Raw genomic sequence first — 15,234 nt, 5'->3', positions numbered from 1 at the left:
CCGCGTAGGCCCCGGCCCTCGGCCGCCCTCCGAGTGTGAAAAGGCGGCCTCCGCCGCCGGGTCAAGGGTGGGCGCAGCCCATCGCGCAGCGACGCCGAAGGCGCCCTTGACCCGGTGGTGGAGGACGCCACACTCGGAAAGAGGGCGGCCGCACCCGAGGCACACCAGGCACGCTCATCCCCTGAGCCTCAAGAGCCCGTCTCCCTCTGGTCCACCCCCTCCGCCAGCACCTCCGCCAGGTGTCGGCCCCGTACCCCCGCCAGGTCCCCCATCTGGGTCCTGCACGAGTAGCCGTCCGCCAGGACCGCCGCCTCCGGGGGCGCGTCCCTCAGCGCCGGCAGCAGCTGGTCCTCCGCGCACCTCACCGAGACCTCGTAATGGCCCGGCTCGAAGCCGAAGTTGCCCGCCAGGCCGCAGCACCCGCCCGCCAGCTCCCCCGTCAGGCCCGCCCGTTCGCGCAGGCGGCGGTCCGCCGCGTCGCCGAGCACCGCGTGCTGGTGGCAGTGCGTCTGGCCCGTCACCGGGCGGTCCAGGCGCGGCGGCTCCCAGTCCGGCGCCAGCGTCTCCAGAGCCTCCGCGAACGTCCGTACCGACGCCGCCAGCCGCGCCGCCCTCGGGTCGTCCGGCAGCAGTTCCGGCAGGTCGGTGCGGAGCGTCGCCGCACACGAGGGTTCCAGCACCACGACGGGCCCCGTTCGCCCGGCGGCCGCCCCGCCGTTCCCCTCCATCACGTCCAGCGTCCTCCGCATCACCCGCCGCGCCGCCCCCAGCTGCCCCGTCGACACATACGTCAGCCCGCAGCACACCCTTCCCGGCGGCAGCTCCACCCCGAGCCCCGCGTCCTCCAGAACCCGGACCGCCGCCTGGCCCACCTCCGGCGCCAGGTGGTCGGTGAACGTGTCCGGCCACAGCGTCACGTCCGCCGGGCGGGTCGAGATCCGCTCGGCGAACCACGACGTGAACGACCTCCCCGCCACCCTCGGCATCGCCCGTTCCGGCGTCACCCCCGCGAGCCGCGCCGCGAACGGCAGCCTCATCCCGGCGTTCAGGCCCCGCCCGAACAGGTCCAGCCAGTGCGGCAGCCTGCCCATCGTCCAGTGCGAGCGCGGCCTGCGCAGGAAGCCGAACGGTCCCCCGTAGTGCCGGTCCAGGAACTCCGCCTTGTACGCGGCCATGTCGACGCCCACCGGGCAGTCGCTGCGGCACCCCTTGCACGACAGACACAGGTCCAGCGCCTCCCGGACCTCCTCCGAGCGCCAGCCGTCCGTGATCACCTCGCCGAGCACCATCTCGTGGAGCAGCCGCGCCCGCCCCCGCGTCGAGTGCTTCTCCTCCCCCGTCGCCCGGTACGAGGGACACATCACCCCCGGCCCCGTACTCGGGCCCTCCACCCGGCACTTGGCCACTCCCACGCAGCGGGCCGCCTCCCTGCCGAGGCCCACGAGCGGCAGCCCCGTGAACCGCAGGCCCTCGTCGAGCGGGCGCGGGCGGACCAGCATCCCCGGGTTGAGGCCGCCGTCCGGGTCCCACACGTCCTTGACCGCACCGAACAGGGCGACGAGCTCCTCCCCGTACATCCTCGGCAGCAGCTCGGCCCGCGCCTGCCCGTCCCCGTGCTCCCCGGAGAGCGAGCCGCCGTGGGCGACCACGAGGGCGGCCACCGCCTCCGAGAACCGGCGGAACTCCCGTACCCCCTTCTCCGTCCACAGGTCGAAGTCGATCCGGACGTGGACGCAGCCGTCACCGAAGTGCCCGTACGGCACTCCCCGCAGGCCGAAGTCCGCGAGCAGCGCCCGGAATTCACGGAGGTACGCGCCGAGCCTCGGCGGCGGCACCGCGCAGTCCTCCCATCCCGGCCAGGCCTCCCCGCCCCCCGGGGTCCTGGTCGCCGTGCCCGCCGCGTCCTCGCGGATCCGCCACAGCGCCCGCTGTCCGGCCGGGTCCCGCACCACGGCGGAGTCGATCGCGTCGGCCGCCCGCACGAGCCGCCGCGCCTCTCCCTCCCCGTCCACCTCGCAGAACAGCCACGCGCCGCCGCGAGGCAGCCCGGCGGCGCCCCGTACGAGATCGGCCGCCATCCCCTCCACGGTCAGCGGCCCGAACGTCAGGAGCCCCGCCGCCGCCTCCGCCGCCGCGCTCTCGTCCGGGTACCCGAGCACCACGAGCACCGGCTCGGCCGGCAGCGGGACGAGCGCCACCGTCGCCTCCGTCACCACGCCCAGCGTCCCCTCGCTGCCGCAGAACGAGCGGGCCACGTCCACGCCGCGCTCCGGGAGCAGCGCGTCCAGCGCGTACCCGGAGATGCGGCGCGGCAGTCCGGCCGGGTAGCCGGTCCGCAGGAGGGCGAGGTGACGGTCGACGAGGTCGAGGAGTCCGGCGGGGGCGCCGCGCCCGTCCCGCCCCAGCGTCAACCTCGCGCCTCCGTAGGTCATCACGTCGAGCGAGCGCACGTTGTCCGCCGTGGTCCCCCAGGCGACCGAGTGCGCCCCGCACGCGTTGTTGCCGATCATGCCGCCGAGGGTGCAGCGGCTGTGCGTGGACGGATCGGGGCCGAAGGTCAGGCCGTACGGGCGTGCCGCCTCCCGCAGCCGGTCGAGGACGAGCCCCGGCCGGACCACCGCCGTCCGCGCCTCCGGGTCCAGGGAGACGATCCCGCCCATGTGCCGTGTGAGGTCGAGCACGACGCCGGTGCCGGTCGCCTGGCCGCCGATCGAGGTCCCGGCGCCGCGCGCGACGACCGGTGTGGTGCCGTGTGCCCGGCACACCTCCAGGACGGCCGCGATGTCGCCGGCGTCGCGCGGCGCGACCGTACCGGCCGGAATCCGGCGGTAGTTGGAGGCGTCCATGGTCGTCAGCGCCCGGGCGGCGGCGGAGAAGTCGACCTCTCCCGCGACTGCGGCGCGCAGGTCGGCCGCCAGGACGGACGCGTGTTCCTCGTGTGTTCCCACAAGCCCAGGATGTCTCAGAGCTCGTCTCATCGGGCGGACATCCGGCGACCGGCCCCTTCCCGACCCGATACTCTCCGCCTCGTGGCTGATATCCAGATTCCCGCTGACATCAAGCCCGCCGACGGCCGTTTCGGCGCGGGCCCCTCCAAGGTGCGTACGGAGGCGCTGGACGCCCTGGCCGCCACCGGCACCTCTCTCCTCGGCACGTCCCACCGCCAGGCTCCGGTGAAGAACCTGGTCGGCGAGGTACGTACCGGCATCCGTGACCTCTTCTCGCTCCCCGAGGGCTACGAGGTGATCCTGGGCAACGGCGGCTCCACCGCCTTCTGGGACGTCGCGACCCACGGTCTGATCGAGAACAAGTCGCAGCACCTCACCTTCGGCGAGTTCTCCTCCAAGTTCGCGAAGGCCGCCAAGCTGGCCCCGTGGCTGGCCGAGCCGACCGTGATCTCCTCCGACCCGGGCACCCACCCGGAGCCGGTGGCCGAGGCGGGCGTGGACGTCTACGCGTACACGCACAACGAGACCTCCACCGGTGTCGCCGCCCCGCTGAAGCGGGTCGCGGGCGCGGACGAGGGCGCGCTGGTCCTGGTCGACGCGACCTCCGGCGCGGGCGGTCTCCCGGTCGACATCACCGAGACCGACGTCTACTACTTCGCCCCGCAGAAGTCCTTCGCCGCCGAGGGCGGCCTGTGGCTCGCGGCCTTCTCCCCGGCCGCCCTGGAGCGGGCGCAGAAGATCCACGAGTCGGGCCGGCACATCCCGGAGTTCTTCTCGCTGCCGACGGCGATCGACAACTCGCTGAAGAACCAGACGTACAACACCCCGGCGCTCTCGACCCTCTTCCTGCTCAACGAGCAGCTGAAGTGGATCAACGGCCAGGGCGGTCTGGACTGGGCCGTGGCCCGTACGAAGGAGTCCTCGGACGCACTGTACGGCTGGGCCGAGGAGTCCAAGTACGCGACGCCGTTCGTCACGGACGCGGCGAAGCGCTCGCAGGTCATCGGCACGATCGACTTCGCGGACGACATCGACGCGGCGGCGGTCGCGAAGGCGCTGCGCGCGAACGGCATCGTCGACACGGAGCCGTACCGCAAGCTGGGCCGCAACCAGCTGCGGGTCGCGATGTTCCCGGCGATCGACCCGGCGGACGTGCGCGCCCTGACGGCCTGCATCGACTACGTCATCGAGAAGCTCTGACGTTCACCGTGCGAAGGGCCCGGCACCGGAGACATCCGGTGCCGGGCCCTTCGGCGTGTCCGCCGCTCAGCCCCGCCGCAGCAGTCGCTTGATGCCGAAGACGACGACGAACGCGCCCGCGAGGACCAGGAAGCCGACCGTGACGTTCCCCTTGTCGCCGTCGGCCGCCGGAGACTGAGGTGACTGCGGTGCGCCCGGGGTGTCCGGGCTGCCGCCCGGCCTCTCCGGGGAGCGTCCGGCGTCCTGCCGGTCCAGCCGCACCACCCGGCTCTTCTGTCCCTCGGAGCCGAGCATGAACGCCGAGCCGTCCGTCGTGTACGTCACCGACTCCGCCTGGCCCTGGAACGGGGCTCCGATGGACGTGCCCTCGTCGCCGAGCCGGCCGTCCTTCCACGTGTACTCGCGCGCCATGAGGTAGCCGCGCAGGACCAGCCGGTCGCCGTCCGGCGAGAAGGCGCCGTCGGTGACCCACGGGACCTCGCCGATGCGCCGGAAGACGTTCGTCCCGGACGAGGAGAGCCGTTCGGGGCCCGCGTACAGGCCGCCGCCGTCCTCGTTCTTGCTCGCGATGTACACCCGGCCGGTCTTCGGGTGGACCATCAGCGCCTCGGCGTTGCGCGCACCGTCGGCGTACTTCACGACGTACTGCTTCGCCGTCACCTTCTGGTCCTTGAGGACCTCCGGCTCGGGGAAGCGGTAGACCCAGACGTGGTCCCAGGAGCCGTCGAGGTTGTCGCCGATGTCGCCGACGTAGATGTCGCCGTCCGGGCCGACCGCGATCGCCTCCATGTCGCGGGGGGTGCCGACGCCCTGCATGGTCAGGGTCGCGACCGTCTTGCCCGTGCGGGAGTCGATGCCGTAGATCAGGGGGGCGTCCTGGTCGTTGTGCGTCCAGTAGATCCCGGGGTGGGCGCGGCTCGCGGCGAGGCCGCTGGACTCGGTGACGCGGGAGTCCTCGATGGTGAAGTCCCGGTCCGGCTCCTGTCCTTCGGCACGGGCATGACCGGCCGGGAGCAGCACCAGGGCCGCCGCCGCGCCGAGGGCGCACAGAGCAGATCGCATGTCCCCCAGCCTGCCACGACGCGGCCGCCGGCACCGGTCGGCAAGATCGCCGGCATCGGGTCGGGAGGATCGCCGGCACCGGTCGGGAGGATCGCCGCCACCGGTCGGGAGGATCGCCGGCCGCCCGGGAGCCCTCGTCCGGCCCGGGCGAAACCCGCTTGACCTGCCCCTCGGCCGCTGCCAGGGTCGCGCTCATGCCCACCCCGCAGACCTTCTCCGCGCCCGACGGCACGACACTCGCCTTCCATGTGTCCGGCACCGGCGCCCCGCTCCTCTGTCTCCCCGGCGGTCCGCTCCAGGACTCCGCCTATCTCGGCGACCTCGGCGGACTGACCGCGCACCGGCGGCTGATCCGGCTCGACCTCCGGGGGACGGGCGCGTCGGCCGTGCCGGACGACGCGTCCTCGTACCGCTGCGACCGGCTCGTCGAGGACGTGGAGGCGCTGCGCGCGCACCTCGGGCTCGACACGGTCGACGTCCTCGGGCACTCGGCGGGCGCGAACCTCGCCGCCCTGTACGTGACCCGGTACGCCGAGCGGGTCGGCCGGCTGGTGCTCGTGACCCCGGGCACGGCGGCCGTCGGGCTGGACACGGCGCCGGAGGAGCGGCTCGCGGCGGCGCGGCTGCGGCGCGACGAGCCGTGGTTCGGCCCGGCGTACGCGGCCCTCGAGGACGTCACGGCGGGGCGCGGGACGGGCGAGAGCTTCCAGGCCGTGGCGCCGTTCTTCCACGGGACCTGGGACGAGGCCGCGCGGGAGCGGCACGCCGCCGGGGAGGGGCAGCGGAACCGTGAGGGCGCGGGTGTCTTCGCGAGCGAGGGGGCCTTCGACCCGGAGGCGACGCGCGCGGTGTTCGCGGAGTTCGGGCGGCCGGTGCTCGTGGTGGCCGGGGAGGGGGACGTGAACACCCCGGTGCCGACGGCGGCCGCGTACGCGGAGCTGTTCCCGAAGGCGGACTTCGTCGCCCTGGACGGGGCGGGGCACTTCCCGTGGCACGACGACGCGGAGCGGTTCACGGGGGCGGTCGGCGACTTCCTGCGGTAGGCATTGCCGGGGGTCTCGTGTCCCGGATCACGTCGCAGGTCCGGGACGGCGTCCGCGATGATATGACCATGCGTTTTCTGTTCGTCGGCGACAGCATGACCATCGGACGCGCCGGCGACTGGACCTGGCGGTACCGCATGTGGCGGCACCTGGAGTCCACGCTGCCCGGCGGGTACGAGATCGTCGGCCCCCGCACCGCGCTGTACGACCCCGCCGCCGACGCCCCGGCCTCGGAGACGTACGCCGACCCGGCCTTCCCCGCCCCCGCCCGGCGCCATCTGGCCGGCTGGGGCGAGGGCTGGCTGCACATGGCGCCGGTGATCGGCGACACGGTCGCGGCGACCGAAGCCGACGTGCTGCTGATCTCGCTGGGCCTCATCGACCTCGGCTTCTACACCAACAGCGAGCAGACCGAGGAGAACGTCCGGGCGTTCGTCGCCGCGGCGCGCGCCGCGAACCCGCACGTCCGGGCCGTCCTCCTGCCGGTCATCCCGAACGTGCGCGCCGGGTACGACGCGCCCTTCGCCCTCGAGTGCGCCCGCTTCAACGAGCTGCTCGCGAAGGCGGTCGCCGATCTGGACACGGCGGCCTCGCCGCTCCTCCTGGCGTCGGTGGCGGAGTCGTACGACCTCGACGCGGACACCTACGACGGCACCCACCCGGGGCCCTCGGGCGAACACAAGCTGGCTGCCGCCTTCGCCGACGCGATGCACCAGGCGTGGGGCCTGGGCGGCCCGTACGCCGGGTAGCTGCCGGGTTCAAGCGGCCCGGGTGAGACGGTTCGCGAAGGTCGAGAGCGTGTACGCGCCGATGCCGAGGACGACCTCCAGGGCGTTGCGGCGGGTGTATCCCGCGGCCTCGAAGGCGGCCAGTTCGTCATCGTCGACCGCCCCCGCGGAGGCGAGGACCCGGAGGGTGAACAGGCGGACGGCGGCGAGGCGTTCGGCGTCGGGCGCGGGGCCGAGGGCGGCCATCTTGGCCTCGTGCATGTCCACGCAGAGGTGGCACTGGTTGCGTTCGGCGACGGTCAGGACGACCGTCTCGCGGGAGTGCGGGTCGAGGGTGGTGGACTCGAAGGTCTGACTGAGCTTCAGGAAGCCGTCGAGGGTCTCGGGCGACTCCTTGAGGAGGGCGACGGCGTTGGCGGTACGGGCGGACATGTCCACGGACAAGGCGTCTCCAGGCTCGGGCGGGCAGAACGCGTAGAATCGACAACATGGTTGACGATACGGCGAAGGAAAACGTAAACCAGGTTGTCGATAACGGCAAGGGAGAAAGCGGTGAGCGAGAGAGCGGACCGGACGGTGCCGGACGACCCGCCGGTGCCGGACCCGACGGCGGCGGCAGGGGCTACGAACTCCCCCTGCTCCTCTTCGGCGGCTTCCGCACCCTCATCGACCGGCTCCACGCCCGCCTCGCCACCGAGGGCCACCCCGATCTGCGCCCCGCCCACGGCTTCGCCATGCAGGCCATCGGCGCGCGAGGCGCCACCGCCAGCGAGATCGGACGCCGCCTCGGCGTCTCCAAGCAGGCCGCCGGCAAGACCGTCGACCGGCTCCTCGCCCTCGGCTACGCCGAGCGCGCCGACGACCCCACCGACGCCCGCCGCAAACTCGTCCACCTCACCCCACGGGGGTACGCGGCCCTCGCCCGATCCGCCGCGATCTTCGACGAACTGCGGGCGGAGTGGGCGGCGGCCCTCGGCGCGGACCGCGTCCGGGACCTGGAGGCGGCCCTGCGGAACGTCGTCCCCCCGGAGACGGCGTTCCGCCTGGACGCCACCAGCTGGCTCGGCGCCCCCTGACGGCGCCGCCGTTCAGGGAGCGCCGTTCAGGGAGCGCCGGTCAGGGAGCGCCGGTCAGGGAGTGCCGGTCAGGGAGTGCCGGTCAGGGAGTGCCGGTCAGGGGAGATCACCAGGCGAAGGCCTCCGGCGACGGACCCGGGCCCGGGAAGATCTCGTCGAGACCCGCCAGGACCTCCTCGCTCAGCTCGAGCTCCAGGGCACGCAGCGCGCTCACCAGCTGCTCGGGCGTCCGCGGACCGACGATCGGGCCCGTCACACCCGGCCGGGTGAGCAGCCACGCCAGGGCCGTCTCGCCCGGCTCCAGGCCGTGCTTCTCGAGCAGGTCCTCGTAGGCCTGGAGCTGCGCGCGGGATGCCGGGTCGGCGAGGGTGGCCGCCGCGCGGCCCTCCGTACGCCGCTTGCCCTCGGCCTCCTTCTTCAGGACGCCGCCGAGCAGACCGCCGTGCAGCGGCGACCAGGGGATGATCCCGAGGCCGTACTCCTGCGCGGCCGGGACGACCTCCATCTCCGCGCGCCGCTCGAAGAGGTTGTAGAGGCACTGCTCGCTGACGAGGCCGACCGAGCCGCGCCGGGCGGCGGTCTCGTTGGCCTGGGCGATCTTGTAGCCGGGGAAGTTGGAGGACCCGGCGTAGAGGACCTTGCCCTGCTGGACGAGGACGTCGACCGCCTGCCAGATCTCCTCGAAGGGGGTCGAGCGGTCGATGTGGTGGAACTGGTAGAGGTCGATGTAGTCCGTGCCGAGGCGCTTGAGGCTGGCCTCGACCGCGCGGCGGATGTTCAGCGCCGAGAGCTTGTCGTGGTTGGGCCAGGCCTCGCCGTCGGCGCCCATGTTCCCGTACACCTTGGTGGCGAGAACGGTACGGTCGCGGCGGCCGTCGCCCTTCGCGAACCAGGAACCGAGGATCTCCTCGGTCCGGCCCTTGTTCTCACCCCAGCCGTACACGTTGGCGGTGTCGAAGAAGTTGAGCCCCGCGTCCAGCGCCGTGTCCATGATGGCGTGACTGGTGGCTTCGTCCGTCTGGGGTCCGAAGTTCATCGTCCCGAGGACGAGTCGGCTGACCTTGAGTCCGGTGCGTCCGAGCTGCGTGTACTCCATGGACGCCAAGCCAACTGCTTCGAGTGCGCTCGAAGCAAGGGGGTTCCCACCGGGTGGCAGACCGCGCCGGGAGGAGCGGGCGGCGACCGGCGGCTACTGGCCGGTCACGGAAGCCACCGCGATGATCGCGAACATCAGTACGAGCACACCGGCCATGATGCGGTTACGGGTCTTAGGGTCCACCCGTCGAGGTTAACCCGGCCGCCCCGCCGACCCCTCAAGGGGCCAGCCGTCGACCTTCTCGTACCGCGGCTGCTCGCCCCGCACCCCGCTCACCGGCAGGTTCGAGCGCACCAGAGCCAGCTCGCCCACCTCCCAGCGAGCCCCCTCGAAGCCGCCGAGCTCGTCGAGGAAGGGATGCAGGTCCACCTCCTGCCCCCGCGCACGGGCGACCGTCAGATGCGCCTGGTAGCGGCGGTGCTCGTCCATCGGGACCCCGGCCCTGCGGGCGGCGGCGTCGGCGCGCTCGGCGAGCAGCCGCAGCTCGTCCAGGTCCCCGGCGATCCCGGCCCACAGCGCACGCCGCCCGAAGTGCCCGCCGCCGTGGAGCCGCAGCGCGAACGGCGGCGTGCGGTGCGCGGCCCGGGCGAGCCGGACGCGCAGCTCGGGCAGCACCTCCTCGTCGACCTCCCCCATGAAGGCGAGCGTGAGGTGCCAGCCGGGCCGCGAGGTCCAGCGGAGCCCGTCCGCACCGGGCAGCCGGTGCAGACGGTCGACGACGTGTCCGAGCCGGTCCAGCCGCTCCGGGGGCGGCAGGACGGCGGCGAAGAGCCTCATGCAGGCAGTGTCGCAGGATCCGCGCCGCCGGCCGGTCAGGCGACGTGGTTGTACTTCACGGTGGCCCAGGGTTCCTGCACACCGGCCTCGGTGGAGCCGCGGGGCTTGAACGGGGCCTTCCAGTCGCCCGTACCGGCGTAGAAGAAGGCGGTGGCGGTGCCCGCCGGCGTCCGGGCGTACAGGTCGGGGCGGCCGTCCTTGTTCGCGTCGCCGATGCCGACGATGTCGGCGTACGCGTTCCAGCCGCCGCCGATCCTCGTGCGCGGCGCGAACGTGCCGTCGCCCTTGCCGAGGTAGAGCCAGAGGACACCGGAGGCGTCGCGGGCGACGAGGTCTCCGGTCGGGTTCCCGCCGATGTTCCCGGTGGCGGTCAGCTGGTTGTAGATCCCCCAGCCGTGGCCGATCCGCTTCCGCGGCGCGAACGGCGCCGAGACCTTACCCGTCGCCTTGTAGAGCCACAGACCGCCGCTCTTGTCCGTGGCGACCAGATCGGGGCGACCGTCGCCGGTCAGATCGCTGCCGCCGGCGAGCTGGGTGTAGATCTGCCAGCCGCCGCCGACCCGCTCGCGCGACGCGACGTTCACGCCCGACCCGGCGTCCCCCGTGCCCTGGTAGAACCAGAGGTCGCCCTGCCGGTCCCGGCCGACCAGGTCCGCGGCGGGCGAGCCCGCGACGTCGCCGACCGACTCGATGCGGTCGTAGCCGCCCCAGCCGCGCGAGCCGGTGTGGGTGGGATTGATGGGGACGAGCTTCCCGGTGGCCCTGTCCCAGTGGGTGGCGATCCGGTCGAGGAAGCCGTTCGCGTCGCGCGCGAGCAGGTCCGGCGCGCCGTTGTCGTCGTAGTCGTGCGCCGTGGCCTTGCGGACCACGGTGAACGTCCCGGAGGCACTGACCGACGGCATCCCGTTCTTCGGGAGCGCCGTCACCGACCACGTGTAGGCGCCGTTGGGCGCGTCCTTCGGCAGGTCCCGTGACGAGTCCCGCACCTCGCCGGTCCAGTCGAACCCCAGCGGTCCGCCCGCGGAGGCACCGGAACCGCTCCCGGCCCGGACGAACTGGTGGAAGCGCTCCCCCGTCGCCTTGCTCGTGAATCCGACCGACAGGTCCGCCCGGTCCGAGGAGAAGGTCCACGCCAGGCGGGGCCGGGGGGTGCGGTCCAGGTCGATGACGGCCGGGACGGCGTCGCCGACGTAGCTGATCGGGGTGGCGCCCTCGTTCGGCTCGCCGGTGGAGGCGACCAGTTCGGCCTCGGGCTTCCCGTCCGCGCCGACGGCCACCCGGTAGACGCCCTGGCCGTGGGCGTCGGTGACCCCGAGGACCAGCAGGGTGTCGTCGGGCCCCTGCGTGGCGGACTCGGCGTGGTCGAGGACCTTCACCGTCGACCCGTCCGTCAGGGAACGGGCCGTGAACGTGTGCCAAGGGGTCGCGTCGCCGGTCGTGGCACCGAAGGCGAACCAGTCGCCGACGAGACCGCCGGTCAGCGCCGCCGAGTCGTCGGGGCCCAGCGGAACGCGCTCGACCTCGCCCCCTCCCCTCACCGCGGTGGCGAGGACGGGCTTGCCGTCCACCGACTCGGTCCACGCGACGCGGCGCGCCGCGAGGTACGAGGCCTTCACCTCGCGGGTCCGCTCGAAGTCCTCCACGAGGCTCGCGGTGGTGAGGTCGACGACGCCCGTCCTGCCCCCTCGCCCGTCGTAGTACTGGACGAGGGCCGCACCGGGCAGGTCGCTCGGCATCCACACGTTGCTGACGTCCGCGGGCACGCCGGCCACCTTGCGGGCGGACACGGTGCCGCCGCGCACCTCGACCTGCGTCAGCGCGGACCCGTCGTAGGCGGCCATGAGGAGCGTCGAACCCACGGCACCGTAGAAGTCCCCGTTCAGCTCGGGGACGTCCGTCGCCTTGATCGTGACCGGGGCGGCGCCGGTCGCCATGTCGTACACGGTGACCGACTCGATGGAAGGCCGGTGCCACACCTGCTTGACGACCACGACGGTGTCCGTGGCCGAGCCGGTGACCCAGGCCTCCCCCGAGGTGTCGATGACCTTCGACACCCCGTCCGCGTACCGCGTCCAGCGCACCACCCTGTCGGGGGTCTTGGAGAGGAAACCGGTCGCCCCCGCGGCGAGCAGCTCACCCCCCGACTCCAGGAACGGCACCTCGACCGACGCGGCGGTGGCACGCGCCTGCTGCGCCGCCGCGGAGGGCGGCGGCACGGCGGTCGCGACCGCCGGGGCGTGGAGTGAGGCGGCGGTCATGGCCGCGAGGACGACGCCGACCGACACCGGGAGTCGGCGGCGGGACATGGTGGTGCGCAAGACGCACTCCTTCACATCTGAGTAGGGCACAGCCGGGTAGGGCACAGCTGGGTAGGGCACAGCTGGGCAGGGCACAGCCGGGCAGGGCACAGCTGGGAGCGGGATCAGAAGACGTGGTCGAACGGCTTGTCGTACGGGTCGTTCTCCTCCTGGAGCGTGACCTCGCTGTAGGTGCGCGTCCTGAACGGGGCCTTCCAGTCGCCGGTGCCGGCGTAGAAGAACGAGGTGTTCTCCGGGCCACGGCCGTACAGATCGGGGCGGCCGTCCTCGTTCGCGTCGCCGATGCCGACGATGTGGGCGTACTGGTTCCAGCCGCCGCCGATCAGCCTGCGGGCGGCGAAGGTGCCGTCGCCGTTGCCCAGGTAGAGCCAGAGAGCACCGTTCTTGTCCCGGGCGACGAGGTCACCGGTGGCGTTGCCGCCGAGGTTGCCGGTGGCCGTGATCTGGTTGTAGACGCCCCAGCCGTGGCCGATCTTCTTCCGCGGGGCGAACGGGGCGAGGATGTCGCCGGTCGACCTGTAGAGCCAGAGGTCGCCCGCCTTGTCGGTGGCGACGAGATCCGAACGGCCGTCGCCCGTCAGGTCGCTGCCGCCGGTGAACTGGGTGTACGTGTTCCACCCGCCGCCGATCCGGACCCGGGGCTCGAAGCCCGTGCGCGAGTCGCTGCCCGTGCCCCGGTGGAGCCAGAGCACCCCGCTCTTGTCACGGGCGACCGTGTCCGCCGGGTTCTTCCCGGCGATGTCGCCGACCGACTCGATCCGGTCGTAGATGTTCCAGCCGGTCGCGAAGTCGTTGTCCTTGTGGTCCTCCCCGGCGATCAGGCGCCCCCGGTCCTCGTCCCAGGTGGTGTCGATGCGCTTCAGGACGCCGTCGGAGTTCCTGGCGAACAGGTCGGGCGATCCGTTGTCGGTGTAGTCGTGCGCGCCGGCCTTCCGGACCACCTTGAAGCCGCCCGTGGCGGTGACGCCGGGGCCGATCCCGTTCTGCGGGGTCGCGGTCAGGCTCCACGTGTACTCGCCGTTGTAGGCCGTGCGCCGCCCACGGGAGTCCGAACCGAACTCGCCGTTCCAGTGGAAGCCGATGAACCCGTCGGGGTAGTACCCCCCGTTGCCGTTGTCGGGGTTCAGGTAGATGGATTGCCAGAAGGTCCGCCCGGTCGCCTTGTGCGTGAGCCCGACCCTGACGTCCGCGAAGGTCGTCGACAGCTTCCAGGTCAGCGGCACGCCGGACTGGGCGGTGAGGTCGATGACGTCCGGGATGCCGGTGCGCTCGTACGTGAGGGCGGTGGGCCTGCCGGTGGACGCGACCATCTCGGCGGCCGGTGTGCCGTCCGCACCGGGGGCGATCCGGTAGAGGCCCTCGCCCTTCTCCAGGGTGCCGCCGCGGACGAGGAGGCTGCCGTCGGGGCTCACCGTCGTGTTCAGGGCGTGGTCGAGGAGCTTGACGGGCTCCCCTCCCGCCAGCGGGCGCGCCACGAACGGCTTCCATTCGCCCTGGGAGTAGGCCACCCAGTCGCCGAGCAGCCGCTCGTTCAGGCCGGAGAGCGGGGTCCGCAGGACCTCGCCCGTCCCTCTCTTCGTGGAGACGAGTTCCTGCGTGGCGCCCGCCGGCTCCAGCCATGCGACACGGTCCTGCGTGAGGTGGGACCTCGCGAAGGAGCCCGTCGGGGCGGAGTAGGACTCGGTGACGCGGCCGGCGGCGACGTCGACGACGGCGTGGACGGTCTTCGAGGTGCCGTTCACGACGCTGTGGAAGCGGACGAGCCCCGCGTCCCGCAGGGTGTCGGCGCCCTCGATCCCCTTGGCGTCGGCGGGAAGTCCGGACACCTCACGGTGGGACAGCACGCCCCCGTCCTTGGTGACGAGGTGGAGCTTCATGGTGCCGTCGGCGTTCGTCGTCCGGACGAGGACGGTGGAGCCCACCACGCCCACGTAGCGCGCCGTGGATCCGAGGGTGCGGAGGTCGATGACGACGGGTGCGGCGCCGGTGGCCATGTCGTGCAGCGTCAGGACCCTCGCCGTCTGGAAGTGGTCGTCCCCGACGACCACGACGCCCGACATGGAGCCGTCGACCGCCGGGGCGTCCTGGGCGACGACCGTCGACGCCCCGGTGTCGTAGCGCGTCCAGCGCACCTCCCCGCCGCCGCTGTTCGAGTTCGTCAGGAATCCGGAGGTGCCGGCGCTGACGACGAAGCCGAACTCGCCGAGGAACGGCACCGGGATCGGCTCCGCGGCGGCCTGCTTCGCGGTGGCGGGCACCGCCGCCGACCCGGGCGCGGGTGCCGGTGCGGCGGTGGCCGGGGCGGTGAGGGACGCGGCGGTCACCGCGGCGACGACGACCCCCACCGCCACCGAAAGACGTCGACGAGATATAACAGCACGCAAGGCGTGTTCCTCCCCTGTCCGCATATACGTGCTCTTTCTGACCCACCACCCTGTCGAATGGTTGTACGCCCGGATCAGAAGATCTGGTTGTACGCCCCGCCGTCCTCGGGGCTCGCGGCAACGCCCGCCGCGGTGGTGACGCGGGGCTTGAACGGGGTCCTGTAGTCGCCCGTGCCGGGGTAGAAGAAGGCCGCGCCCTGCGGGGTCCGCGCGTAGACGTCGGGACGGCCGTCCTTGTTGCCGTCACCGATCCCCACGATGTCGCCGTACACGTTCCAGCCACCGCCGATCCGCGTACGCGGCGCGAACGTCCCGTCCCCCTTGCCCAGATACAGCCAGAGCACCCCGTCCTTGTCCCGCGCGATCAGATCACCCGTCGGGTTCCCACCGAGCTGCCCGGCAGCGGTGATCTGGTTGTAGATCCCCCAGCCGTGACCGATCTTCTTCCGCGGCTCGTACGGGGCCCCCACCGAACCCGTCGCCTTGTACAGGTACAGGTCACCCACCTTGTCCTGGGCCACCAGATCAGCCCGCCCGTCACCCGTCAGATCACTGCCACCCGTGAACTGCGCGTACGTGTTCCACCCGCCGCCCACCCGCAC

Annotated in this window: 12 protein-coding genes; 4 read left to right on the top strand and 8 right to left on the bottom strand. The window is 72.7% G+C overall.

The annotated features are described in order from the left end of the window. Nucleotides 1-188 precede the first annotated feature (188 nt). Nucleotides 189-2,978 carry an FAD-binding and (Fe-S)-binding domain-containing protein gene (locus tag ACFQ79_RS37315; RefSeq protein ID WP_383591951.1) on the bottom strand — a complete coding sequence of 930 codons (2,790 nt, stop codon included), beginning with the start codon at nt 2,976-2,978 and terminating at the stop codon, nt 189-191. A gap of 51 nt (nt 2,979-3,029) precedes the next feature. On the opposite strand from ACFQ79_RS37315, the gene serC reads away from it, so the two are divergent. Next, complete coding sequence (gene serC / locus ACFQ79_RS37310) at nt 3,030-4,148, top strand: phosphoserine transaminase (RefSeq protein WP_383591948.1); 1,119 nt, start codon at nt 3,030-3,032, stop codon at nt 4,146-4,148. A gap of 66 nt (nt 4,149-4,214) precedes the next feature. On the opposite strand, the gene ACFQ79_RS37305 is transcribed toward serC, so the two are convergent. Next, nucleotides 4,215-5,210, bottom strand: coding sequence for a WD40 repeat domain-containing protein (locus ACFQ79_RS37305; RefSeq protein ID WP_383591945.1), 996 nt, complete (start codon nt 5,208-5,210; stop codon nt 4,215-4,217). Nucleotides 5,211-5,404: 194 nt separating this feature from the next. Here ACFQ79_RS37305 and ACFQ79_RS37300 point away from each other — a divergent pair, with 194 nt between their 5' ends. Together ACFQ79_RS37300 and ACFQ79_RS37295 are read left to right on the top strand one after the other, a co-directional pair. Further along, nucleotides 5,405-6,253 carry an alpha/beta fold hydrolase gene (locus ACFQ79_RS37300; protein WP_383591942.1) on the top strand — a complete coding sequence of 283 codons (849 nt, stop codon included), beginning with the start codon at nt 5,405-5,407 and terminating at the stop codon, nt 6,251-6,253. A 68-nt stretch (nt 6,254-6,321) separates the two neighbouring features. Further along, a complete protein-coding gene (locus ACFQ79_RS37295; RefSeq protein WP_383591939.1) occupies nt 6,322-7,002 on the top strand; it encodes a GDSL-type esterase/lipase family protein in 681 nt (226 codons plus the stop codon). A 9-nt stretch (nt 7,003-7,011) separates the two neighbouring features. Here ACFQ79_RS37295 and ACFQ79_RS37290 read toward each other — a convergent pair whose 3' ends face one another. After that, nucleotides 7,012-7,413: a carboxymuconolactone decarboxylase family protein gene (locus ACFQ79_RS37290; protein ID WP_383591955.1), complete on the bottom strand. Its 402-nt coding sequence runs from the start codon at nt 7,411-7,413 to the stop codon at nt 7,012-7,014. 56 nt (nt 7,414-7,469) lie between these two features. Between ACFQ79_RS37290 and ACFQ79_RS37285 the strand changes: the two genes are divergently transcribed. Continuing rightward, a complete protein-coding gene (locus ACFQ79_RS37285; RefSeq protein ID WP_383591936.1) occupies nt 7,470-8,057 on the top strand; it encodes a MarR family winged helix-turn-helix transcriptional regulator in 588 nt (195 codons plus the stop codon). Nucleotides 8,058-8,163: 106 nt separating this feature from the next. Here the strand turns inward: ACFQ79_RS37285 and ACFQ79_RS37280 are convergent, their stop codons facing one another. The 5 genes from ACFQ79_RS37280 to ACFQ79_RS37260 all read right to left on the bottom strand — a co-directional run. Then, nucleotides 8,164-9,153, bottom strand: a complete 990-nt coding sequence (locus ACFQ79_RS37280; protein ID WP_383591933.1) for an aldo/keto reductase — start codon at nt 9,151-9,153, stop codon at nt 8,164-8,166. A gap of 192 nt (nt 9,154-9,345) precedes the next feature. Further along, nucleotides 9,346-9,930 (bottom strand): RNA 2',3'-cyclic phosphodiesterase, encoded by a 585-nt coding sequence (gene thpR / locus ACFQ79_RS37275; RefSeq protein ID WP_383591930.1) that lies wholly within the window; start codon nt 9,928-9,930, stop codon nt 9,346-9,348. Between the two features lie 35 nt (nt 9,931-9,965). Then, nucleotides 9,966-12,248 (bottom strand): FG-GAP-like repeat-containing protein, encoded by a 2,283-nt coding sequence (locus tag ACFQ79_RS37270; RefSeq protein ID WP_383591928.1) that lies wholly within the window; start codon nt 12,246-12,248, stop codon nt 9,966-9,968. A gap of 104 nt (nt 12,249-12,352) precedes the next feature. Further along, nucleotides 12,353-14,599 (bottom strand): FG-GAP repeat domain-containing protein, encoded by a 2,247-nt coding sequence (locus ACFQ79_RS37265; protein ID WP_383591925.1) that lies wholly within the window; start codon nt 14,597-14,599, stop codon nt 12,353-12,355. 107 nt (nt 14,600-14,706) lie between these two features. Beyond that, nucleotides 14,707-15,234 (bottom strand): FG-GAP repeat domain-containing protein (locus ACFQ79_RS37260; RefSeq protein WP_383591922.1); only part of this gene is annotated, 528 nt, incomplete at its 5' end.

This window comes from Streptomyces sp. NPDC056480 (assembly GCF_042795405.1).
In the GTDB taxonomy this organism is placed as follows: Bacteria; Actinomycetota; Actinomycetes; order Streptomycetales; family Streptomycetaceae; genus Streptomyces.
Note: the sequence above shows the minus strand (reverse complement) of the source record. Positions and strands in the feature narration are given on the sequence as shown.

Coding starts and splice junctions, on each gene's coding strand:
- ACFQ79_RS37315 (WP_383591951.1), bottom strand. CDS start 2,978: ATGAGACGAGCTCTGAGACATCCTGGGCTTGTGGGAACACACGAGGAA.
- ACFQ79_RS37305 (WP_383591945.1), bottom strand. CDS start 5,210: ATGCGATCTGCTCTGTGCGCCCTCGGCGCGGCGGCGGCCCTGGTGCTG.
- ACFQ79_RS37300 (WP_383591942.1), top strand. CDS start 5,405: ATGCCCACCCCGCAGACCTTCTCCGCGCCCGACGGCACGACACTCGCC.
- ACFQ79_RS37295 (WP_383591939.1), top strand. CDS start 6,322: ATGCGTTTTCTGTTCGTCGGCGACAGCATGACCATCGGACGCGCCGGC.
- ACFQ79_RS37290 (WP_383591955.1), bottom strand. CDS start 7,413: ATGTCCGCCCGTACCGCCAACGCCGTCGCCCTCCTCAAGGAGTCGCCC.
- ACFQ79_RS37285 (WP_383591936.1), top strand. CDS start 7,470: ATGGTTGACGATACGGCGAAGGAAAACGTAAACCAGGTTGTCGATAAC.
- ACFQ79_RS37280 (WP_383591933.1), bottom strand. CDS start 9,153: ATGGAGTACACGCAGCTCGGACGCACCGGACTCAAGGTCAGCCGACTC.
- thpR (WP_383591930.1), bottom strand. CDS start 9,930: ATGAGGCTCTTCGCCGCCGTCCTGCCGCCCCCGGAGCGGCTGGACCGG.